The organism is Pseudomonas sp. Pseusp18, from assembly GCF_059506005.1.
Genome location: NZ_CP169240.1, coordinates 4,996,551 through 5,019,571 on the forward strand (window position 1 = coordinate 4,996,551; position 23,021 = coordinate 5,019,571).

The following is a 23,021-nucleotide window of genomic DNA, read 5'->3' on the forward strand; positions in this document are numbered from 1 at the left end:
TGCTACCCTCAGGTTATTTTATCGGTCTGATGAAACCTTCCTTCACCAACTCATCAATGCTCATAGGTAATTGATACTGAGTCCCCATGCCAGGCTTTCCAAACCAAGGAGCCGCGCTTCCAGAGTTTACCTCTGGGATAGGCTTTAAGACCTCATACTGCCTATAGGGTGATTTCAGACTTGAGTCAGGCAAGGCGCGCTGATCAAACGGCACGTCTATCGGGGCCACAAATTTACCCTGATCAGTAAAGTTACCTTTCTCATCAAAACGGCCACCATACCTGTCAAACGTATGGCCCGGCTGAAGCGCAGTAATCGTCGGAGGCCCATTGAACCCTCCGTCAAAACCATTATTTGCTTTTGTTGGCCAATCGGGACTTCCGTCAGGTTTCACCCACCGAGGATCAACACCCAACTTATCAGCAGTGGCAACCTGCGCAGGTGTCGGGTTGGCTACTGGCTCCCGTACCCCGCCTTTTACACCACCAGTGCCATTCCCGGAAGCATCCGTCCCACCTTTCGTCCCCGATCCGCCTTCTTTGGTCGGGCCCTTACCACCACCCACCCCCACAGGCTTGACGATCGGATTCCACCCGGCCACGAACGTCGCAAAATTCTCGACGGCAGCAACGGCGGCCTCGTGGCTGAAGCCAAACTTTTGAACAAGGGTATCGGCAATCGCATCGACCGAATGCCCGGCGGTAACTCCCGCGAGCATGTTCTGGAAGCCGTTGTTCTCCGTGATCAACCGATCAAAGATCTTGACGGCTTCAGGCGATGCCGAAGCGGCCATGTCTTTGAGACTTTGGGTTTGCTTCTCAGCCTCGGCGACACGCTTGGAGATGGAAGCACAGTTGGCAGGATTCGCTGCACATTGCGCGACCGCATCAATATCCTGCTGGCGGCTCAGTTCGTGATAGTCGGCATACGCCTTGTTTATACATGCGGAGTCACTCCCGCAGCCCTTCAACTCGTTTGCCGCCCTCTCCAGATCCGAGTGAGACAGGTAGTTGTATTGGGTGGCCGTGGCAGCGATGTTCGCCGCAATGTTGGGATCAGTGCCTGAAACGACTGCCGTGAGTACCGCCAGCAACTGCGACATCGCCAACAAGTTGGCTTTGGCCTGATCGGCACCCGGCATGTTCGGGTCATAGTTGTCCGGAAGGATCAAATCCGCCAGGTACTGCACCATCGCTTCGTTGGCGCCGCCGGCCAACGCGCCCGTCTTGAAGTCGCCCCCCATGGCCATCGACTTCAAACCACCGACCAGCGCATGCGCCGCGATCTTTGTCGGGCTGCCGTCGACTAGATTCAGGTTGCCGACTTTATTGGCCGCAATGGCACCACCAATATTAACGATGGCACCCAGCAGGTTGTCGACAAAGTTGTCGCTCAGACTGCCGCCCTGGAGGACGGTTTGGGCCACGGTGTCTGCACTGGCCTTGAGAACGACTTGGCCAAGACTGTCCAAGTCGAACCCAATTTTGCTTGGGTCATAACCCAGGCTGGTGCTGCTGCCAATTCCACCCAACACCCCGGAGAGCACGTAACCTTTGAGGCTTTCGCTGCTGAAGGTGTCTTTTAAGACTGCCCCCAAGTTGCCCTTGTTACTGATGGCGCTGTTGGCTGCCGTAGTTTCCACCGCGATCAATACCGCGTTGGCAAAGCCTGCTGAAAAGGTACCCGCTGTGGCACCTATCAACCCGGCTCCTGCCCCGCCCGTGACCGCTGCCAACAAGATTGCCAAGGCCAGTTGTGCGGCGACGCCGAGTCCCGAACTTGAGTATTTGAAGCTCTTGTGGATTTCTTCCACACGGTGCCAATCAACATCGCCTCGCTGTTCGGCCTCTTTCAACCAGGCCAACTTAGGATCGGCCGCCACCATGGAATCGATGGTCTGGCTGACGCTCTTCTGATCGATTTGCTTGATATCGATTTTGAGACCATTCACCGCCTTGATCACCAACGCGCCGTTGGCCACCAACTCACTTTGACGCAAGGTTTCATCCGTGTTGCCTTTGCCCTTCATCGAGTTCCAGGCAGCGTTGCTGTCGCTCTTGGTGTGGCTCTCGTCATGCAGGTCCTTGACCGCTTCAAACGTGATGGAGCCACCACTGTCCAGCGTGATGTCCTTGCCACTCTCCAACTTCGCCACCTGATAGCGCTGATCCCCGCCGCTGGCCAGCGTCAAGTTGCCGCCTGTGGTGATTTCACTGCCGATGTATTTCACGTCGGTAACTTCATCACGTTTGGTTTTCTTCGCGCCGAAGGAGCCCTTTTTCTTCATGTCATACAGCGAGTAGTCGCTGTCTTTCGCCGCAAGAATATCGAGGCTGTCACCCGCCACCAGGTAAGCCTCATTGCCCGCGGTAATGCGGCTGGAGATGACGGCGAGATCCTCACCGGCTTTCAAATTCACGTTGCCGCCCGCCGTGACACCCGACATGACCTGGCTGACGTGGTCTTCCTGGACAGTGAGTTTTTTGCTCTTGGACAGGGAGTGTTCTTCATCCGCTGCTGAGCTGATGGTCAGGTTGTCGGTCGCCGTCATGGCGATGTTGCGCTTGGCATCGATCTGGCTGGCGATGACGTTGATATCACGCTTGGCATCCGCCGACAGGTCACGTCCGGCGCTGATGCTGGCGCCCAGTTGAGTGATGTCGCTGCTGTTGTGATTGCTATCCTTGAACACACTGTTGGTGACCTGCGTCGAGACCACATTGAGGTCTCGACCTGCATTCAGACTCATGTCCCGACCACTTTGCATGACACCACCGACAATGTTGATGTCTTGCCCCGCCTTCACGGTGAGGTCGTTGGCGGCCTCGATGCGCGCGGCGCTGTCGGCGAAGTCAGTCCGCTCGTCGCGATAGCCGCTGCCACTTTCATGAGTGGTGACGGTGCGTTCGTTGATCACGTCGCCCCGGGTGGTGGTCAACGTGACGTCACGGCCGGCGATGATGCCGCCGGCCTTGTTGACTATGTTGTTGCCGGCTTTCAGGTCGAGGCGATTGCCGGCTTCCACCAGGCCGCTGTTGACCAGGTCGTTGGTGGCGGTGGCCGACAGGTTGTTGGAAGCGCGCAAGGTGCCGGCGTTGTTCAGGTCTTTGCCGGCGATCAGGGTCACGTCGCTGCCCTGGATCAAGGCACCGTTGGCGGCCAGGCGATTGTTGGCGTTGGCCAGGTACAGCACCGGCACCAGTACTTGCTCGCCATTTACCTCGGCATTTTCCATCCAGACAATGTCGTGGGTGAGGGCCGCGACTTGTTCGGAGGTCAGGCTGACGCCCAGCGACAGGTTGAGTTCTGTTTTGCTGGCGACGGCGTTGTTCATCAAGTATTTGAACAAGCCTTCGTCGCTGGTCTGGCCATCGATAAAGCGCTGACCGGTACGCGCCACTACCGCTTGCTGGATCAGGCGTTGTTCATAGAGGCCATCGCCCAGGCGCTTGGCACTTTGGTCGGGGTCGTAGCCCAGGTTCGACAACAGGTAGTCCGAGCTCATGAATTGCTTGAGGTCGGTAAGTACCGGGTTGGTTTCGATCAGGTATTTCTGGGGTTTGGACTGGCCGCTGCTGGCCGGCAACCCTTGGACGCGATTGATGGTAAAGGCCGTGGAACGACCCGGCAGCGCCGAGCCGGTTGAATTGGCAGCCGGTGCGCTGACGTCGATCGCGCTGGCGCCGGCGCCCACGTTCGACGCCACATAATCAACGGGCTTCAGGTCAACGCTGCTGGCGGAGGCCTGAGTGTTGCTGACCGGTAGAATGTTCCTTGGCTGGACGTTAACCACCGGTTGCTGACGCTGGGTCGTGCTGACGCTGCCGCCGCCCATGGTCCAGCTTTGCGGACCGCTGGCCACTGGAGTGCTGCTGTCTTGGCCGCTCAGGCGGAACAGACCGTTTTGCCCGGTGGGCAGAGCGAAGCCGGGCAAGGCCAGCGGGTTGACTTGCTGTTGGGCCAGGTTGGGCGGCAATTGTTGATTGAGGGTGATGCGGGTGGAGAACTGGCTGCCCGCAGCACCGGTGCCCGTGCGCGGACCACTGCCCACGTAGGTGTAGCCAGGGCGTACGACACTGTTATCGATATTGTTCTGGGCGTTGATGTTGACCGCGCCAGCAGCCTGGATCACGGCGGCGTAACTTTGGTCGCTGGACGAGATTTTTGTGGTCGTAGCGAACTGAGGCAGTTCAGCTTCGGTCATGCCAATAAAGTTGGCCATCCCGGCCTCAAGCCCCCCCAGGTCGTTGGGGGTGTAGCCCGCGCTTTCGAACCAGTACTTGTCGGTGAAACTACCGGCCGCGTTGTACAGTCCGCCTGCGTTGCGGGTTCGTTCGGAGCGAAATACCCGGGAGGTCTCGGTTTCGCCGGTCTCGATACCGCTGTTGGTCAGGTTGACCAGCGAGGCGCTCAGATTGCCGCCGGTGGCGATGGTGCTGCTCTGGTTCAGCAGGTCGCCGCCGGTCAGGGTAAGGTCCCCGCCCGCCGTGATGCTGGACGCGGCACTGGCCTCAGTGACTTCAAATTTGTCGCGCTGCACGATCTCCCAGACATGGTTTTGCTTGCCGCTGCAGTCGCCCGCGTTCACCCCTTCGATACAGGTGATTTCGCCAATCCGGGCGGTGTAGATGCCCTGGTTATTGGTGGTCAGCACCGCGCGAATGTTCTGAATCGTGCTCGCCGCCAGACTCATGCTGCCGTCGCTTTGAATCGACGATGAGCTGTTGATGATGCTGGCGGCCTGGGCGCCTTGACCGTTACGGTCGATCGTCAGGTTGCCCAGGCTGTAGATGTTGGCGTAGCTGTTGTTCAGCGCATTGACCCGCAAGCCCATGTTGCCGCCGCTGAAGATCAGCCCGCTGTAGTTACCCAGCGATCCGGTGGTGGCAGTCAGTTGTTGAGCACTGGCCAGCGTCCCGAAGTTGTTGATCCCGCCGGCGTTAACCGTCAGGTTGGCGCCTGAGGTCAGGCGACCGGCGTTGTCCAGTTGACCACTGACATTGAGCGTGGTGTTGCCACCGCCAGCGATGCTGGAGGTGACGCTATTGAGGCTCACTTGCGCGGCATTCAGGCCAAGGGCCCCTTGGCTGCTAAGACGACCAGCACCCCAGTAAGCACCGCTCAGCCCCACGTTCATGCTGCCGTCACTGGCAATCAATCCTTCGTTGAACCAGTTGACACCGGTACCGACGAGGCTATCCGAGGCCAGCAACTGACCACTCGCCGTCTGGGTGAAACTATTGACGTTAACGGTCAGGCGTCCAGCCTGGATGACGTTGCTGTTGGTCCAGCTGTCGGCGTTGAGGGTCAGGCCGCCGCGAGTAACGATGGTGCCACCGGCGCCGGTGACGTTGGCGGTGGAAATGTCGAAAGTACCGTTGCCCACGTGCAGCAGACTGCCGCCACCGTTGAGGAAGCCGCCCACCGCCATGGTCAGGTCGGTGTTGGCGCTTTCCAGGGTGCCGTTGCGGTTGTCGAACAGGCCACCGATCTGGAAGCTGGTTTTGCCTTTGTCGCCGAGGGCGCGCAGTTGGCCGGTCTGGTTGTCGAGGCTGGCAGCCTTGATCGACAGGGTGCTGTCGCTCTCGATGATGCCCAGTCGGTTGTTCAGGGCACCGCTGAGGGTGAGGTCGATCTGTTGACCGGCGATCTGGCCGTCGTTGTCGCCGCTGTTGTCAAAGTTGTTGCCGGTGACGCTGACCTTGCCTTTGGCATAGAGGCCGCCATTGCGGTTGTCGAAGTTACCGGTGGCAATAATCGCGTCGCCGCTTTGCGCAGCGATACGCCCGCCGTAGTTGTCGATACCGGCCAGCGCAGTCAGGTTCAGGCGCTGGGCCTGGGTGACGCCGCTGCGGCGGTTGTTGTTCAGGTCATAGCCGTTTTTCAACACACCCGTCAGGTTGGCCGTGAACGCAGCTTGCAGGCTGGCGAGCACCCCGCCGCGGTTATCGAGATTGCCGGCCTTGATCGACAGGTCACCGTCCTTGGCGACAATGCGGCCGCTCTGGTTGTCGATATCGCCGCCGATGGTGAGGTTCAAAGCCCCCTGGCTTTGCAGAGTGCCCTTGGCGTTGACGAGGCTGGCGGCCTGGATTTGCAGGTCGCCATTCTGGCTGTAGATCTGGCCGTCGGCGCTGTTCTGTAGCGTGCCGCCCGTGGTGATGGTCAGTAGATCATTGGCCGCGATGGTGCCGAGATTGCGGTTGTCCAGGCCACCGGTGAGCAGCGTCATCAAGCCTTGGCTGGCGATTTGACCGCCCTGGTTATTGATTTGCGTGGCGCGTTGCACCAGCAGTGGGCCGGCGCTGGCCAGTTTGCCGTTGGTGTTGGTCAGGGCGCCGAGCAGGTCGAGGGTCACGGCACCGTTGCCGATCAGATTGCCGCCGGTGTTATCCAGTGTGGTGCCGGTGAAACTGAGGTCCTGTTTTGCGTTGACGGTGCCGCCGGCATTACCCAGGGTCATCGCCTGCATCGCCAGGGTTGCGCCGCTGTCGATCAAGCCGCCCTGAGCATTGTTCAGCAGGCCGCTGAGGGTCAGGGTCTGATTGCCGCCGCTGGACAGAATGCCGCCGTTGCTGTTGTCCAGGCTCGACGCGTTGACGCTCAGGGTTTTCCGGCTGACCAGTGCACCTTCGCCGCTGTTGAGAATGGCACCGCTGACGGTGACGGCCACATCGCTGTCATGACTCGACAGCGTACCTTTGTTGCGGTTGTCCAGGCTGTTGCCGGTGAGGCTCAGGCCCTGCCAGCCGGAGATCAGACCGCCCTGGTTGAGTACCGTGTCGGCGTTGACCGTCAGCAGGTTATTGCTGATCAATTTGCCGTTGTTGTTGTTATCCAGTGCACGGGCCGTCAGATCGAGGCTCTGGCTGCTGGAGATTTCGCCGTTCCGGTTATTCAGGTCACGCAGGTGCTTGAGGCTCAGCAAACCCGTGGTGGTGATCAGCCCGGCGCCGTTGTTCAGGTCGCCGGTGGCCGCCCCGAAGTCGATGGCGATGGCGCTGCCCAGCAAAGAACCGTTCTGGTTATTCAGGCCACTGCTATTGACCGTCAGCCCCGTGGTGGCGTTGATCAGTCCCTGGCTCTGGTTTGTCAGCAGCCCGTCGAGGTTCAGGTCGAGGTTGGCGCGGCTGGTCAGCGTGCCGCCACTGTTGTCCAGGCTGGCGGCTTTGACGTCGAGTGCTGCGGCGGCGATCAAGCCTTTGAGGTTGGTCAGCGCCTGATCGATGCGCAGGGTCAGGGGCTGATTGCTCAGCAGTTTGCCGTTGCTGTTATCCAGGCTGCGAGCAGCGATGGTGAAAGCCTCGGCGCTGGAGATTTCGCCGCCGTTGTTATTAACGTCGGTGAGGTTTTTGAGCATCAACAACGGCGCGCTGATCAGACCGTTCTGGTTGTTCAGCTGACCCTTGTTCAGATCCAGTGTCAGAGACGTGTTGCTGAACAGTTGCCCGCCTTGCTGATCCAGGCCGGTGACACTGGCCGTCAGGGCCCCGACACTGGCGATGCGGCCGCCGTCCTGGTTGGTCAGTTGAGTGGTGGTCAGGTCCAGACTGGCGCCGCTGTTCAAGCGACCGGTGTGGCTGTTATCCAGTGCACCAGTGTTGACGATCACCGCCCCCTTGCCACTGATGCTGCCGTTATTGCGGTTGTCGAGGCTGGCACTGTTGAGTGTGATGCCAGCATCCGTGACGATCTCGCCGCCCTGGTTGAGAATGGCTCCGGTGGTGGTCAACGTCAGCGGCCCTGCCGCGGAAACACTGCCCAGGGTGTTGGTCAGGCTGGCGGCCGTGACCCCGAGTGAGCCTTCAGCGCTGAGCAGACCCTGGCTGTTGTTCAGGTCCCCCCTGAGATCGAGCGTCAGGTTTTTCTGACTCAACAGCGAGCCGCCACTGTTATCGAGGTCGCGGCCGGTCAATGACAGGTCGGCCTTGCCCGAGAGCAGGCCTTTGGCGCGGTTGATGATGTTTTCGACCGTCAGGGACAAAGCGCCGCCGGCGAATACCTGGCCACCATCGCTGTTGTCCAGACTATTACCGACCAGGGTCACATCTGACTTGCTCGACAACTCGCCACCACGGTTGTCGACCGATCCAACGTTCAGTTGCAGCGCATTGGTTGCACCAACCAGGCCGCTGTTGCGATTGTCGAGGCTGGTACTGGTCAATGTCAGGCCACCGGCGGCAATCAGTTGACCGCCCTGATTGTTCAGGGTCGCAACGTTGGCCGTGACATCGGCTTTACCGGCGATCTGGCCATGGGTGTTGTCCAGGCTATCGGCGCTGAGATGCACATCACCGTCAGCGATGAAAGTGCCATCCTGATTGACGATCTGACCGTCCACCGTCATCCCGAGGGTGCCATGACTGCTGATCAAGCCGCCGGTGTTGTCCAGGCGCGCGCTGCGCACCTCCAGGGTCTGTGCGGAAATCAGGCCCTTGATGCTGGCGAGCAGTTGATCGATGTGCAGCGTCAGACCCTGATTACTGATCAGCTTGCCGTTACTGTTATCCAGGTTCTGGGCGGCCAGTGTGAAGGCCTGGGCGCTGGAGATTTCACCGTTCCGGTTGTTGACGTCCTTGAGATTTTTCAACATCAGCAACGGTGCATTGATCAGCCCGTTCTGGTTGTTCAGTTGGCCGTGATTCAAGTCCAGGCTCAGGACGGTTTTGCTGAACAGCTGACCGCCCTGCTGATCGAAACCGGTGACACTGGCGGTCAGGGCCTTATCGCTGGCGATTCGGCTGGCAACGCCATTACTGACCTGGGTCGCGGTCAGGTCGAGCGTATCGCCGCTGATCAATTGACCGCCCTGAGTGTTGTCGAACGTACCCGTGGTGACGGCGGTCGCGCTCTTACCACTGATCAGGCCGTTCTGGCTGTTGTTCAGGCTTTGGCTGTTGAGGGTCAAGCCGCTGTCGGTGGTGATCGACCCGCCCTGATTGTTCAGCACTCCTGTCGTCGTCAGCGCCAACGCGCCGGCGCTCGACACGCTGCCACGGGTGCTGTCGAGGCTCGCCGCGTTGACCGTCAGGGTGCCTTCACTGCTGATCAGGCCTTCGATGTTGCTTAGCGCGTTGTCGAGGCGGATATCCAGCCCAAGCTGAGTGACCAGGCTGCCACCGCTGTTGTCCAGACTCTGCCCCGTTACCGTCGTGGCGCCCTTGCCGAACAACAGCCCCTTGGTCTGGTTGATGATCTGCGCCACTTTCAGGCCCAGCTCGGTGCCAGCCAGAATCTTGCCGTTGTCACTGTTGTTCAGGCTTTGGCCTTCAATGGCCACATCAACGGCGCTGGAGATCTCGCCGCCGCGGTTGTCCACCTCATCGACATTGAGTTTCAGCGCTTTTGTCGCGCCTACCAGTCCGCCGTTGCGGTTATCGAGTCCGTTGCCATTGAGGCTCAACGTTCCTTGAGCGACAAGCTCGCCGCCCTGGTTGGTGAATTGCGCAACCTTGGCCGTCAGATCGGTTGTGCCGGAGATACGACCGCCGCTGTTGTCGACGCTGGCCGCCTGCAGTTGCACCGCCCCCGCCGCGCTGAGCAAGCCGCCGCGGTTATCCAGATGAGTGCCATTGAAGTTGATGGCGGCCTGGCTGTTGAGCAGACCTTGCTGGCGGTTATCGAGTTGTCCGACGGTCAGTTGCAGGTCTTTGCCAGCGCGTACTTTGCCGGTGCGGTTATCCAGCGAATCGCTGCGCAGGGTCAGGCGATCCTTGCCGGTCAGGCTGCCATTGCGGTTGTCGAGGCTGCCGGTTTGCAGGTCGACCACGTCTTTGGCACTCAGGTCGCCATTCTGGTTATCGAACAAGCCATTGATGCGTGCGGTGAAGCTGCCATCGCTAACCAGGCTGCCGCCATGACTGTTATCCAGGCTGGCGGCGCTGATGCTCACGCTTTGGCCGGAACCCAGCACGCCGTTCTGGTTATTCAGGGCGCCGATCAAGCCAATGTTCAGGGCAACGTCGCCCGTGACCTGGCCGTCACTGTTGTCCAGTGTTGTTGCGGTGAGGGTGGTGTTGCCAGCGCTGGAAACTTCACCATCGTGGTTGTTCAGGTGGCCGAGATTGGCCGTGAGGTTGCCGTTGCTGGTAATGACGCCCTGGGTGTTGAGGACCTGCGTAGCTTTTAGCTCCAGAGCGCCGCTGCCCAATACTCGGCCCTTGTTCTGGTTATCCAGCGTAGTAGCAGTGATGCTGGTTTTTTTCTGCCCGCTTAAAGTGCCGCCCTGGTTATTCAACGTCTGCGCGGTATTGACCGTCAGATTGCGGCTGGCCACCACGCTCTTGCCAGTGTTGGTGAAATTCTGCGCATTCAGGTTCACATCGCCGCTGGCATTGCGGCTGGTATCGGCGTTGACCCCGGCTTCGATGATGCCGTTGTTGGTCAGCACACCACCGGCCGTCAGCGCGATGCTGTCCCGCGCGGCGAGGGTTTGCTGGTTGCTCAGGTTACCTTGGGTTTGCACGTTGACGACGGTGCCGGCGTAGACCGGGCCGCGCGCATCGAGGCTGGCGGCTTTGACGTTCACGGCCCCCGCCGCCGAGGTCTGCGCCAGGCTGAGATGGCCGTTGGCGTCGAGCTGGATATCGCCACCGCTGGCGGCCAGGTTGCCGTCGAGTTTCACCCCGACCCCGGCTTCGGTGCCGACCAGTTTGATCGCCCCGGCGTACATGCCGCCCAACGCGGAAGAGTCGATCGCCAGTTGTGGTTTGGCACTGCCGTCATCGGCACGGGCGGTGGCGTTGAGGCTGTCGGCGTTGACGTCGTTGCGACCAGCAATGATGGTCAGGTTTTTCGCCTGAATCTCGGCGTTGATCTTCGCGCTGCGGGTGATGATTTCGAAGCGGTCGACGTTGTTGGCGTTCAGCCCGGCGCCGTCGATGGAGACGCTGCCCTGATCGACCTGGAAGCGATCGAGACGACCGTTGTCCAGCACCGGTTTGCCGGTGGTCAGGGTCACGCGCGGGGTGTTGATGAAGCCGCAGCCGTTGCAGCTGATGCCGTAGGGGTTGGCGACGATGACCCGCGCCGACTGCCCCGCCACTTCGGTGTAGCCGCGCAACTGGCTGGGGCTGCCGCCGACCACTTCGTTGAGGATGGTTTGCGCCGCGATCCCGTTGGTCAGGTTCGGGTTGCCGACAATGATCCCACCCAGTTGCGTCGCGCCGGTCTGCGCGGCGACGTTATTGAGGATCACCCCCTGGCTGCCGACGTTGTAATCGTGGAACTGGTTATGCGACAGACCCGTGCCATTGGGCGTGGCGATCTGGATGATCGGCACGCCATTGCCCGCCTGGCCGAGGCTGGTGCCGGGCGTAGCCACCACGATCCCGTCGGCCTGCGCCCACATCGGCTGCCAGAACATGACGTTGGCCAACAGGAACGCCAACCCGCGCTTGGGCATGCCCCAGAAGTGCTCGCGATTTTTGACCGCAGCCGAGGGCTGGCTAGCGAGGAAGGCGTAATGGCGAACGTCCATGTCAGTGTTCTCGAAGAGGCGTAATTAGAGGAAGAAATCCACGCGGAAGTAGATCGGCGCTTCGCGCTCGGTCAGCACGTCAGGGCGTTCCAGGGAATGGGCAAAAGTCACGCTGGCGGCCACATGCTGACCCCGGGCGAACAACTCCACGGAGTCGCTGGACATCCGCCCGTGCTGATCGCCGTTGTAGCGGTCGCCACGGATCACGCCCTGGTCATAACCGAGGCTGGTGCCGTATTCAGCGAACACCGGGCGCAGCCATTCCAGGGTCACCGGACGGCTCCAGCGCAGGTCGTTGCGCCAGTAGCCGCCGCTGTCACCGGACAACGACTGGTCCTTGTAACCGCGAATCGACGACTGCCCGCCGAGGCTGGTGCGCTGCGGGCTGAACAGCACGTCTTCACTGCGCTGGCCGGTCATCAGGCTGCTGAAACTGAAGGACTCGCCCCACAGCTTGAACGGCTGCAGATAACTCGCAGTGGCGGTGTATTTGCGGTAACGCGCGTTCGGCTCGCCGGGGCCCGGATCACCGTTACCCTGGGCGTCGAACGCGCCGATGCCTTGTTGCATGCCCAGGTCGAGGTTGACGAAGGCACTGCCGACCCGCCGACCGTGGTTGATGCCGAACTGCGCTTCGCTGATGCGGTTGCTGCTCAGCTTGAGCTTGCTGTCTTCGATGAAGTTGTTGGTGCGCAGGTACGAGAGACCGGTGCTGAGGGAGGTCTTGCTCAGGGCGTCGCGATGGATCACCCGCTCGGCGCGCAACTGATGGTTTTCGCTGTCGCCGGTCTGCTTGAAATTGAAACCGTTGGCCTGGGCTTGCGAGCGGTATTCGCTCTGGCTGTAGGTGTAACTGAAGTTCCACCAGCCCCACGGCACGCTGTAATTGAGCATCGCGTTATTGGAGGTGTGCTGGTGATCGCTCATCGCATCGTGACCACCACGCAGCATCAACTGATCGGCCAGGCCCAGCGGGCTGTCCCAATCGAACGTCGTGCCCCACTGCTGCTCGCCGGTGCTACGCTGGCCGTCGTTGCTGCGCGACAACCCGGCACGCCACGGCTTCTGCGGCGTGTTCTTGACCAGCACTTCACTGCCACCGACGTTCTTGCCCGGCGACAACTCCATCTGCGCCTGATTCGACGGCAAGCGGTTGAGCTGATCCACCATCTGCTCGATTTCCCGCAGATTGACCAGCTCCCCGCTCTTGCCGGGAAAAGCCATGGCCAGTTCACGGTCCGACAGCTGGCTGCCCTCCGCGCCCTTCAACCCTTCGAGCCGGCCCTCGACCACCAGTACCTTCAAATGCCCGGCGGACAAATCCTGCTGCGGCAAGTAGGCCCGGCTGGTGACCAGGCCCTTCTCGATGTACAGATCGGTGATGACTTTCAGCAACTCGTTGAGCTGCGTAACGCCCAGGCACTGGCCGATGTAAGGCTTGAGCAGGCGATTTTTCTCGCCGTCCGAAAGACTGTCGGCGCCTTTGAGCTCGATGTCCTGAATGGGGAAACAACGGGCGTCGGCCGGGGCCGTCGGAGGCGCGGGTTTGGCTGCCTTGCCGGGTAATTCCTTGAGCTCCTCGAGACGCCGACGCTGCTCGTCGAGCAAGCGATCCTGACGTTCGCGGATCAGATCGGTTTCACCGGGGGTGGGGGCGGCGTGAGCAAGATTCAGCGGAGAAAGGCACAGCAAAGCCAGGCACAACCTCGCCACGAGGGCGGGTGGGTACATGTTCGATCCCTCGAATGGAGACTGATAGCACAATAGTGGCGCGATATTAGATGGCCACTATTTTGACGTCAACAAATGGATCCATTCTGGTGGGGAGGTCGACGAACGGTAGGGTTGGCGATAAGCATTAGTAAATCTCCTATGCCAACCCCGCAAACATGCCTGTGGCTCTCGGAAGCTGAACTTTTCGCCACCCTCGCCGCCACCCTCACCTGCACCCTCCCCATCTGGGCGTGCCCTCCCGAGGAAGCCACCGCCAAGCGTGAACAACTGGCCAAGGAAGTCGCCAAGATCACTGAGCAGAACCCGGCCAAGGCCAAGGAGATCAATGACGAGTTGCAGAAGATGGACCTGGAGACGGCCAGCAAGGATTTGCCGGACAAGTGCCAGGTGATCGATCAGCGTTTGAAGGAGTTGGAATCGGCGAAGAACAAAGCCGGGGGTTAGATGGCAAGATCTTTTGACGTAAAAAAACCCGGACACTGTCCGGGTTTTTATTGAATCGCTACGGTGCTTTATTCAGCCGCCGGCGCTTCCGGCTTACGGCGTTTCAAAGGCGCCATGCCGTCCTTGCTGACCAGCGACAGGGCGTCGGTCTTCGGGCGGTTGGCGATCTTGCGCTTGGTCGGAGCCTTGGCGCCGGTTTTCTTCTTGTCACCCTTGGCGTCGACCTTTTTCTTCTTCACGCCAACGGCTTTGCCCGAGGCCTTGACCTTTTTCGGTCCGCCGTAGGTGCCTTTGACTTCCTTGATGGTACGGCGCTCGAAGCTCTGCTTGAGGTAGCGCTCGATGCTCGACATCAGGTTCCAGTCGCCGTGGCAGATCAGCGAGATGGCCAGGCCATCGTTGCCGGCGCGGCCGGTACGGCCGATGCGGTGAACATATTCGTCGCCGCTGCGCGGCATGTCGAAGTTGATCACCAGGTCCAGGCCTTCCACGTCCAGACCGCGGGCGGCGACGTCGGTGGCGACGAGGATTTTCACCCCGCCCTGCTTCAGGCGGTCGATGGCCAGTTTGCGGTCTTTCTGGTCTTTCTCGCCGTGCAGGACGAACGCTTTGTATTCCTGTGCCACCAGCCGGCCGTAGATACGGTCGGCCATGGCCCGGGTGTTGGTGAAGACGATGGCCTTCTGGTAGGTCTCGTTGGCCAGCAGCCAGTTGACGATCTGTTCTTTGTGCTGGTTGTGGTCAGCGGTAATGATTTGCTGACGAGTGGTGTCGTTCAGCTGGCTGACCGCGTTGAGCTGCAAGTGCTCAGGGTTGTTCAGGACCTTGGCGATCATCTCGCGCAGGCCCGAACCGCCGGTGGTGGCGGAGAACAGCATGGTCTGCTGACGGCTGGTGCACTCGTCCACCAGACGCTGCACGTCTTCGGCAAAACCCATGTCGAGCATGCGGTCGGCTTCGTCGAGCACCAGCACTTCGACTTCCTTGAGGTCGAGGTTGCCGGCGTTCAGTTGCTCGATCATCCGGCCTGGTGTACCGATCAGGATGTCCGGCACCTTGCGCAGCATGGCGGCCTGGACCTTGAAGTCTTCACCGCCGGTGATCAGGCCGGACTTGATGAAAGTGAACTGCGCGAAGCGCTCGACTTCCTTGATGGTTTGCTGGGCCAACTCGCGGGTCGGCAGCAGGATCAGGGTCTTGATGCTGACGCGGACTTTGGCCGGGCCGATCAAGCGGTTGAGGATCGGCAAAACGAAGGCTGCGGTTTTGCCGCTGCCGGTTTGCGCTGTCACCCGCAGGTCACGCCCTTGGAGCGCCAGCGGAATAGCCGCTGCTTGCACAGGCGTTGGCTCGACAAATTTAAGCTCGGCCACGGCTTTGAGCAGGCGTTCGTGCAGGGCGAATTGGGAAAACACGGGTGCTACCTCGAAGAAATACAAAAAAACAGCTGCATAGGGTAACGGTTTCGAGCGCGAAGGCCGAGTTTCTTTATACAAACGGCTGCAAACAGTGGCTTTTTTGTTGCCTGATTTGTCTCAAAACGTCATCCGCAACCTCTTAAATGCTCTAATCGCCCCGTCGCGCCCTACAGAAGAAGCGTTTTCACCCATGGATATCAAACAGCTCTGGCTCAACGCCCAAGACCTCTGGGGTGCCCTCGATCAGCACCCGCTCCTGCATTCCACACTCGCGCTGATGTTGCTGCTGGTGGTGGCGCTGGTGCTCGGACGAGTGGCGCGTTACCTCATTCTTCATGCGACCAAAATGCTCGGTCGCCAGCCGGCGTTGCACTGGGTCAACGACTTTCGCCACAACAAAGTGTTTCATCGCCTGGCGCAAATGACGCCATCGCTGGTGATCCAGTTCGGCCTGCACCTGGTGCCGGAGTTGGGCAAGACCAGCATGAACTTCCTCGGCAACGTGGCGCTGGCGTTCACCATCCTGTTCCTGGTGCTGTCCATCAGCGCGTTGCTCAATGCCCTGCTGGACATCTATGCCCGCACCGAACACGCCCGCACCCGCTCGATCAAAGGCTATGTGCAACTGGCGAAAATGGTGTTGTTCGTGTTTGGCGCGATCATCATCGTCGCCACGTTGATCGACCGTTCGCCGCTGTTGCTGCTGTCGGGTCTGGGCGCCATGTCGGCGGTGATTCTGTTGGTCTACAAGGACACCCTGTTGTCATTCGTCGCCAGCGTGCAACTGACCAGCAACGACATGCTGCGGGTCGGCGACTGGATCGAGATGCCGCAAGTCGGTGCCGACGGTGACGTGGTGGACATCACTTTGCACACGGTCAAGGTGCAGAATTTCGACAAGACAATTGTGTCGATCCCGACCTGGCGCCTGATGTCCGAGTCGTTCAAGAACTGGCGCGGCATGCAGCAGTCCGGCGGACGGCGGATCAAGCGCAGCCTGTTCATCGACGCCAGCGGCGTGCGGTTCATTCGCGATGATGAAGAGCAGAAACTGTCCCAGGTACATTTGCTGACCGACTACATGAGCCGCAAGACAGCCGAGCTCAAGGCCTGGAACGAAGCCCAGGGCAACGTCGCGGCGATGGCGGCCAACCGTCGGCGGATGACCAACATCGGCACCTTCCGCGCCTATGCGCTGGCGTATCTGAAAAGTCACCCGGAGGTTCAGCAGAACATGACCTGCATGGTTCGCCAGATGCAGACCACTGCACAGGGTATTCCGCTGGAAATCTACTGCTTCACCCGCACCACGGTGTGGGCCGATTACGAGCGGATTCAGGGGGATATTTTCGATTATCTGCTGGCGGTACTGCCGGAGTTCGGATTGAGTCTTTATCAGCAGCCGAGTGGCGGGGATTTAAGGGCCGGATTGCTTCCGGCCATGTTAGGCGCGAGCCACATTCCGGAGCCGGAAAAACACATCATGTAAACACCGCCCCTGTGCGAGCGGTGCGGCGATCCGACTTGCCCGCGAAGGCGGAGTATCAGTCAACATAGTTATCGACTGATACTCCGCCTTCGCGGGCAAGCCATGCTTCTACAAGGGTAACGGTGTTATTTGACCTGACGCTGCGGCGCCTTGTGCACCATGGTGTAGGCGTAATCCACGCCCATGCCATACGCGCCGCTGTGCTCCAGCACCAGTTCCATCACCGCCTCGTAAGTGTCTTTGTGTGCCCAGTCACGCTGGTATTCCAGCAGCACTTGTTGCCAGGTGACCGGCACCGCGCCGGCCTGAATCATCCGCTGCACCGACATGTCGTGAGCTTCTTTGGTGGTGCCGCCAGACGCGTCGGTCACGATGTACACCTCGTAGCCTTCAGCCAGGGCTTCCAGCGCCGGGAAGGTCAGGCAGACTTCAGTCCAGAGCGCGGCAATGATCAGCTTCTTGCGGCCGGTGGCTTTCACCGCGTCAACCAGCGCCTTGTCTTCCCAGGAGTTCATCGAGGTGCGCTCGATCGGCTTCTGCTCTGGGTGAACAGCCAGCAACTCCGGCCAGATGAAGCCGCTGAAGCTTTCGGTTTCAACTGAGGTGTAGATCGTCGGCACGTTGAAAATCTTCGCGGCCTTCGCCAGACCCACGGTGTTGTTCTTCAGGGTCTGACGGTCGATCGACTGCACGCCGAACGCCATTTGCGGCTGGTGGTCGATCAGGATCAGGGCGGAGTTGGTTGGGTTGAGCAATTCACGGTTAGACATGGCGCGTTCCTTTTGATGTCGATTTGTTTAATGAGTATTGGGTGAGTCACTTGCCTCAAGCTGTTTGCTTGCTGGCTTGGAAGTAACTTTACGGGCTAGATAAAAAAGGGACAATTCCCTAAAATCGAGAATAATTGATTCTAAAAAAGGGACAATCGTGGATCGGATCGAATGCATGCGCGCCTTTGTCGTGACGGTTGGCGAGAACGGCTTCGCAGCTGCCGCTCGCGCGATGGACGTGCCGCGATCAAAGGTGAGTAAACAGATTCAGGCGTTGGAGGAAGCAATCGGCGTGCAATTGCTGCAGCGCACCACGCGCAGCCTGCACTTGACCGAGGCTGGCGCCGAGTATTTCGAGGCGGCGCGGGAGGTGTTGTCCGCGCTGGACGAGGCCGAGCAGCGCGCTCGAGACGGCATCGGCGAGCTACGCGGGGTGTTGCGGGTGAATGCGCCGATGTCGTTCGGCCTGCATCGCCTTGGACGGTTGATTCCGCTGTTCCATGAGCAGCATCCGAACATCGAGCTTCAACTGGTGCTCAGCGATCAACAGGTCGATCCAGTGCGTGGCGGCTTCGATGTGACGATTCGCATCGCCAGCATGCCAGACTCGACCATGATCGCCCGGCAACTGGCACCGGCACCGCGGATCATGGTGGCCTCCCCCGCCTATCTGGCGCGTGCAGGCATACCGCGGACCCCGCAAGACTTGCGCGCGCATCAATGCCTGAATTACGGGTATCTGCAAAGCGGCGTGAGCCTGCAGTTGTGCAATGGCAAGGAGACGCAACGGGTCAACGTTTCCGGCCCGTTGCACGCCAACAACGGCGACTTGCTCGCTCAGGCCGCCGAAGCCGGGATGGGCATCGCCCTGCTGCCTGATTTCATTGTGGAAGACGCGTTGGCGGCAGGCCGGCTGGTGCCGGTGCTGTGCGAGTGGCAGGCACCAGCGATTACCATCAACGCGGTTTACCCTTCCTCGCGTCGCGTACCGCAAAAGACCCGGGCGTTTATTGAGTTTCTGGTGGCGCAGTTGGCGCCGAATTAACCCGGTTTAGTGTGCAATGACGGGTTGGCGTACACCCAACCGGCTGATCCACACCGCCGCCAGAATGACCGATCCACCCAACAACAACCGCCCCAACTCTTCATGCTGATTCCAGATCAGCAAATTGATCAGCAACCCCACCGGCACATGCAGGTTGTTCATCACCGCCAGCATCCCGCCATTCACCAGGCACGCGCCCTTGTTCCACCAGTACAAACCCAGCGCGGTCGAGACCAGGCCGAGGAACAGCAGCACGCCCCATTGCAGCGGCGCTTCGGGCAGGAAGTTCTGTTTGCCGAACAGCAGAAATGCCGGCAACGCCACCGCCAATGCGCCCAGATAGAAGTAGCCGAATCGCCGATAATGCGGCAGATCGCTCGGATGGCGGGCCACCAGATGTTTATAGAGCACCTGCCCGGCGGCGTAGGTGAAGTTGGCCAGTTGCAGCAACAAAAAGCCCATGAAGAAGTCCGGATTGATCCGGTCGTAGCGAATCACTGCCGCACCCGCCACGGCCACCAATGCCGCAATCAAGGCCCACGGATTGAAGCGCCGGTTCAGCGCGTCTTCGATCAGGGTCACGTGCAGCGGCGTGAGGATGGTGAACAGCAGCACTTCCGGCACCGTCAGCACGCGGAAGCTCAAATACAAACAGACATAGGTCACACCGAACTGCAGCGCGCCGATCAACAACATCCCGCGCATGAATGCCGGCTCGACCGAACGCCAGCGTGTCAGCGGAATGAACACCAGCCCCGCCAGCAGCACTCGCACAAGCACTGCGAAGTAGCTGTCGACATGACCGGCCAGGTATTCGCCGATCAAACTGAAGGAAAACGCCTGGATCAGCGTGACAAAAAGTAGATAGCCCATGCTCGCCTCGTTTTGAATGGCGGCGACGATAGCGTTTTTTGCCCGTTATCGCGAACGGTCAGCCAACACACAAGCCCGCGCCCACAGGTCCATCAGTGCCCATTAAATCCCAGGCAAAAAAAAGCCCGATCTCGCTAAAGCGTTCAATCGGGCTAGAGCACTCAGGAGCAATAAGTGCAAAGGGAGGTTCGATGCGCGTGCAGGCTTGAAGGGTTGCGCCAGGTCACTAGACCATCCAGTGATTATCTGGCGATTAACGGCTTAGGCGACCTGGGCCAGTTTGGCGTTGGCCTGGTTCAGGCCTTTCTCCTGGAAGTCACCGCCCAGGTTCATGCCTTCGGCGTGAATGAACGTGACGTCGTGGATGCCGATAAAGCCCATGACCTGACGCAGGTAAGGTTCCTGATGATCCGCGGTGCTGCCGGCGTAGATCCCGCCGCGAGCGGTCAGCACGTAGGCGCGCTTGCCGCTGAGCAAACCTTGCGGACCGGTCTCGGTGTATTTGAAAGTCACGCCGGCACGCAGCACATGGTCGAGCCAGGCTTTCAAGGTGCTCGGAATCGCGAAGTTGTACATGGGCGCTGCCATCACCAGCACGTCGGCGGCCAGCAGTTCGTCGGTCAATTGGTTGGAGCGTTCCAGCGAGGCCTGTTCGATCTCGTTGCGTTGTTCGACAGGTTTCATCCAGCCGCCCAGCAGGTTGATGTCCAGGTGCGGCACCGGGTTGACGGCCAGGTCACGGACGGTGATCTGGTCGGCTGGGTGTGCGGCTTTCCACTGGCTGATGAAGGTCTGGGTCAGCTGGCGGGAAACCGAGTCTTGCTGACGGGCGCTGCTTTCGATGATCAGAACGCGGGACATGGGATGTAGCCTCCATCTGAGAATGCTGTAGGTCGATGGAGTGAAGGTTAAACAGAGTCATATCGATGAAAAAGCGCAAATAACTGCTATAAAGCATCGATAAATTCGTTTATAAGCGAAGCATGCCCAGGCGACATGCTCCGCTTGAGGTCATTTCGGGGTGCAAGTCAGGTCGATACGCAGCTTGATGATGGTGCGGGTGAACTTGGCCGTGGCGTTTTTGTGTTTGCCGGCGGGTACGTCGATCTTGCGGGTGCGTGGCGCTTCCGGACCGTTATTGAAAACCACTTTGCAAGTGACGTCGGTGTCGCCGTAGTTGTTGACCTGAATGGAGCCGATGTCGGCGTCCGTGTCGTAGGCGTTGTAGTCGACCTTCAAACCGTTGAGCTGTTTATTGACATCGATCGGATAGGCAAACGCAGTCAGAGGCAACATCGCCAACAACGCACACCCTGCCATCACACAACAGATTTTTTTCATTCCGCAGTCTCCAATAAGAACTGCCAGCTTAGGACAAGAGGAGCTCAACATGAAAGCGCCCCGCGTGACCCTTGATCAATGGCGAACATTGCAGGCCGTGGTCGATCACGGCGGTTTCGCCCAGGCCGCCGAAGTGCTGCACCGTTCGCAATCGTCGGTCAGCTACACCGTCGCGCGCATGCAGGACCAGCTCGGCGTGCCGCTGTTGCGCATCGATGGCCGTAAAGCGGTGCTCACCGAGGCCGGCGGCGTGCTGCTGCGCCGCTCCCGGCAACTGGTGAAACAGGCCAGCCAACTGGAAGACCTGGCCCACCACATGGAACAAGGCTGGGAAGCGGAGGTGCGGTTGGTGGTCGACGCCGCGTACCCGAGCGCCCGCCTCGTCCGCGCCTTGACCGCGTTCATGCCGCAAAGTCGTGGCTGCCGGGTGCGGCTGCGCGAAGAAGTGTTATCGGGTGTCGAAGAGGTCCTGCTTGAAGGCGTGGCCGATCTGGCCATCACCGGTCTCAGTATTCCCGGTTACCTTGGCGCGGAATTGAGCGACGTCGAATTCGTCGCGGTCGCCCACCCCGAACACCCGCTGCATCGTCTGAACCGCGAACTGAACTTCCAGGACCTGGAGACTCAGATGCAAGTGGTGATCCGCGACTCAGGCCGTCAGCAACCGCGAGATGTCGGCTGGCTCGGTGCCGAACAGCGCTGGACCGTCGGCAGCCTGGCCACTGCTGCGACCTTCGTCAGCAGCGGTCTGGGCTTCGCCTGGCTACCCCGGCACATGATCGAGCGCGAACTTAAAGAAGGCACGCTCAAAGTGCTACCGTTGGATCAGGGCGGAAGCCGCAACCCGAGTTTCTATCTGTATTCGAACAAGGACAAACCCTTGGGCCCGGCCACGCAGATTCTCATCGAACTGCTGCGCACCTTTGACACCGCGCCGCTGGATGCGCCCTTCGCCGCGCCCGAACAAGCCTGACACGGAGTGTACCCATGGCCTATTTCGAACATGAAGGTTGCAACCTGCACTATGAGGAATATGGTCACGGCACGCCGTTGCTGCTGGTTCACGGGTTGGGCTCCAGCACCCTGGACTGGGAAATGCAGATCCCGGCGCTCGCCGCCCACCATCGGGTGATCGTGCCGGATGTGCGCGGCCACGGGCGCTCCGACAAGCCCCGCGAGCGTTACAGCATCGCCGGGTTCAGCGCCGACCTGATCGCGCTGATCGAACACTTGAACCTTGGCCCTGCTCATCTTGTGGGGCTTTCGATGGGCGGCATGATCGCTTTTCAACTGGCAGTGGACCAGCCGCAACTGCTCAAGAGTCTGTGCATCGTCAACAGCGCGCCCGAGGTCAAACGGCGCAGCCGCAACGACTATTGGCAGTGGTTCAAACGCTGGAGCCTGATGCGCGTGCTGAGCATGGGCACCATCGGCAAGGCCCTGGGCGCCAAACTGTTTCCCAAGCCGGAACAAGCTTCGTTACGACAAAAAATAGCGGCGCGCTGGGCAAGAAACGACAAACATGCTTATCTCGCCAGCTTCGATGCCATCGTTGGCTGGGGGGTTCAGGAACGACTTTCCAGGGTTTCGTGTCCAACCCTCGTCGTCAGCGCCGACCGTGACTACACCCCGGTCGCGCTGAAAGAAACCTATGTAAAACTGCTGCCCGATGCGCGGCTGGTGGTGATCGCCGATTCGCGCCACGCCACCCCGCTGGATCAACCCGAACGTTTCAACCAAACCCTGCTCGAGTTTCTCACCGCAGTCGACATCACCACTCAGGATCACTGACCCATGCTGAAAAAAATCGCCCTCGTCGCCGGCTCCGTTCTGTTTGCCGCCAACCTGATGGCCGCCACGCCGGCCAAGGCACCGCACGTGCTGCTGGAGACCACCAACGGCCAGATCGAAATCGAACTGGACCCGGTCAAGGCGCCGATCAGTACCAAGAATTTCCTTGAGTACGTCGACAGTGGCTTCTACAACAACACGATTTTTCACCGTGTGATTCCAGGTTTCATGGCTCAGGGCGGTGGTTTCACTGCACAGATGCAACAGAAGGAAACCAAGGCATCGATCAAAAACGAAGCCAGCAACGGCCTGCATAACGTGCGTGGCACACTGTCGATGGCGCGTACTTCGAACCCGGATTCGGCCACCAGCCAGTTCTTCATCAACGTGGCCGACAACGCCTTCCTCGATCCGGGTCGCGACGCCGGTTACGCCGTCTTCGCCAAAGTGGTCAAGGGCATGGACGTGGTGGACATCATCGTCAACTCTCAGACCACCACCAAACAAGGCATGCAGAACGTGCCTGTCGACCCGGTGCTGATCAAGTCGGCCAAGCGCATCGACTGAGTACACCGGCAGTCTTGAGCGGTGGCCGGTCGATATCCGGCGCCGCTCATATCGTTTAAAGGAGAGCCCG

The 23,021-nt window shown here is 59.9% G+C and carries 13 protein-coding genes; 6 read left to right on the forward strand and 7 right to left on the reverse strand.

The genetic code is table 11. The features are described 5' to 3' along the window. Positions 1-13 precede the first annotated feature (13 nt). The gene (locus tag ACEN9A_RS22295) at positions 14-11,479 is read right to left on the reverse strand and encodes a two-partner secretion domain-containing protein (protein ID WP_258670695.1); all 11,466 of its coding nucleotides are present in this window, start codon (positions 11,477-11,479) and stop codon (positions 14-16) included. Between the two features lie 24 nt (positions 11,480-11,503). Further along, complete coding sequence (locus ACEN9A_RS22300) at positions 11,504-13,210, reverse strand: ShlB/FhaC/HecB family hemolysin secretion/activation protein (protein WP_258670698.1); 1,707 nt, start codon at positions 13,208-13,210, stop codon at positions 11,504-11,506. 141 nt (positions 13,211-13,351) lie between these two features. Here ACEN9A_RS22300 and ACEN9A_RS22305 point away from each other — a divergent pair, with 141 nt between their 5' ends. Then, positions 13,352-13,657, forward strand: a complete 306-nt coding sequence (locus ACEN9A_RS22305) for a hypothetical protein (protein WP_258670701.1) — start codon at positions 13,352-13,354, stop codon at positions 13,655-13,657. Positions 13,658-13,725: 68 nt separating this feature from the next. Here ACEN9A_RS22305 and ACEN9A_RS22310 read toward each other — a convergent pair whose 3' ends face one another. Then, a complete protein-coding gene (locus ACEN9A_RS22310; RefSeq protein WP_258670705.1) occupies positions 13,726-15,072 on the reverse strand; it encodes a DEAD/DEAH box helicase in 1,347 nt (448 codons plus the stop codon). 193 nt (positions 15,073-15,265) lie between these two features. On the opposite strand from ACEN9A_RS22310, the gene ACEN9A_RS22315 reads away from it, so the two are divergent. Beyond that, positions 15,266-16,564, forward strand: a complete 1,299-nt coding sequence (locus ACEN9A_RS22315; RefSeq protein ID WP_258670708.1) for a mechanosensitive ion channel family protein — start codon at positions 15,266-15,268, stop codon at positions 16,562-16,564. A 125-nt stretch (positions 16,565-16,689) separates the two neighbouring features. On the opposite strand, the gene ACEN9A_RS22320 is transcribed toward ACEN9A_RS22315, so the two are convergent. Continuing rightward, a complete protein-coding gene (locus tag ACEN9A_RS22320) occupies positions 16,690-17,334 on the reverse strand; it encodes a hydrolase (RefSeq protein ID WP_007934054.1) in 645 nt (214 codons plus the stop codon). 157 nt (positions 17,335-17,491) lie between these two features. On the opposite strand from ACEN9A_RS22320, the gene ACEN9A_RS22325 reads away from it, so the two are divergent. Further along, positions 17,492-18,379, forward strand: coding sequence for a LysR family transcriptional regulator (locus tag ACEN9A_RS22325; protein ID WP_026331831.1), 888 nt, complete (start codon positions 17,492-17,494; stop codon positions 18,377-18,379). Positions 18,380-18,385: 6 nt separating this feature from the next. Here the strand turns inward: ACEN9A_RS22325 and ACEN9A_RS22330 are convergent, their stop codons facing one another. From ACEN9A_RS22330 to ACEN9A_RS22340, 3 genes are all read right to left on the reverse strand, one after another. Continuing rightward, positions 18,386-19,252: a carboxylate/amino acid/amine transporter gene (locus ACEN9A_RS22330; RefSeq protein WP_258670711.1), complete on the reverse strand. Its 867-nt coding sequence runs from the start codon at positions 19,250-19,252 to the stop codon at positions 18,386-18,388. 261 nt (positions 19,253-19,513) lie between these two features. Further along, positions 19,514-20,113: an FMN-dependent NADH-azoreductase gene (locus tag ACEN9A_RS22335; RefSeq protein ID WP_019580787.1), complete on the reverse strand. Its 600-nt coding sequence runs from the start codon at positions 20,111-20,113 to the stop codon at positions 19,514-19,516. 150 nt (positions 20,114-20,263) lie between these two features. Further along, positions 20,264-20,593: a 3-phosphoglycerate kinase gene (locus tag ACEN9A_RS22340; RefSeq protein ID WP_258670715.1), complete on the reverse strand. Its 330-nt coding sequence runs from the start codon at positions 20,591-20,593 to the stop codon at positions 20,264-20,266. A gap of 49 nt (positions 20,594-20,642) precedes the next feature. Here ACEN9A_RS22340 and ACEN9A_RS22345 point away from each other — a divergent pair, with 49 nt between their 5' ends. Genes ACEN9A_RS22345 through ACEN9A_RS22355 form a run of 3 tightly spaced genes read left to right on the forward strand, consistent with a single transcriptional unit; the run spans position 20,643 to position 22,951 of the window. After that, complete coding sequence (locus ACEN9A_RS22345; protein WP_007934048.1) at positions 20,643-21,566, forward strand: PA3225 family LysR-type transcriptional regulator; 924 nt, start codon at positions 20,643-20,645, stop codon at positions 21,564-21,566. A 14-nt stretch (positions 21,567-21,580) separates the two neighbouring features. After that, a complete protein-coding gene (locus tag ACEN9A_RS22350; RefSeq protein WP_258670717.1) occupies positions 21,581-22,384 on the forward strand; it encodes an alpha/beta fold hydrolase in 804 nt (267 codons plus the stop codon). A gap of 3 nt (positions 22,385-22,387) precedes the next feature. Further along, positions 22,388-22,951, forward strand: a complete 564-nt coding sequence (locus tag ACEN9A_RS22355) for a peptidylprolyl isomerase (RefSeq protein ID WP_258670719.1) — start codon at positions 22,388-22,390, stop codon at positions 22,949-22,951. The last annotated feature ends 70 nt before the right edge of the window (positions 22,952-23,021 follow it).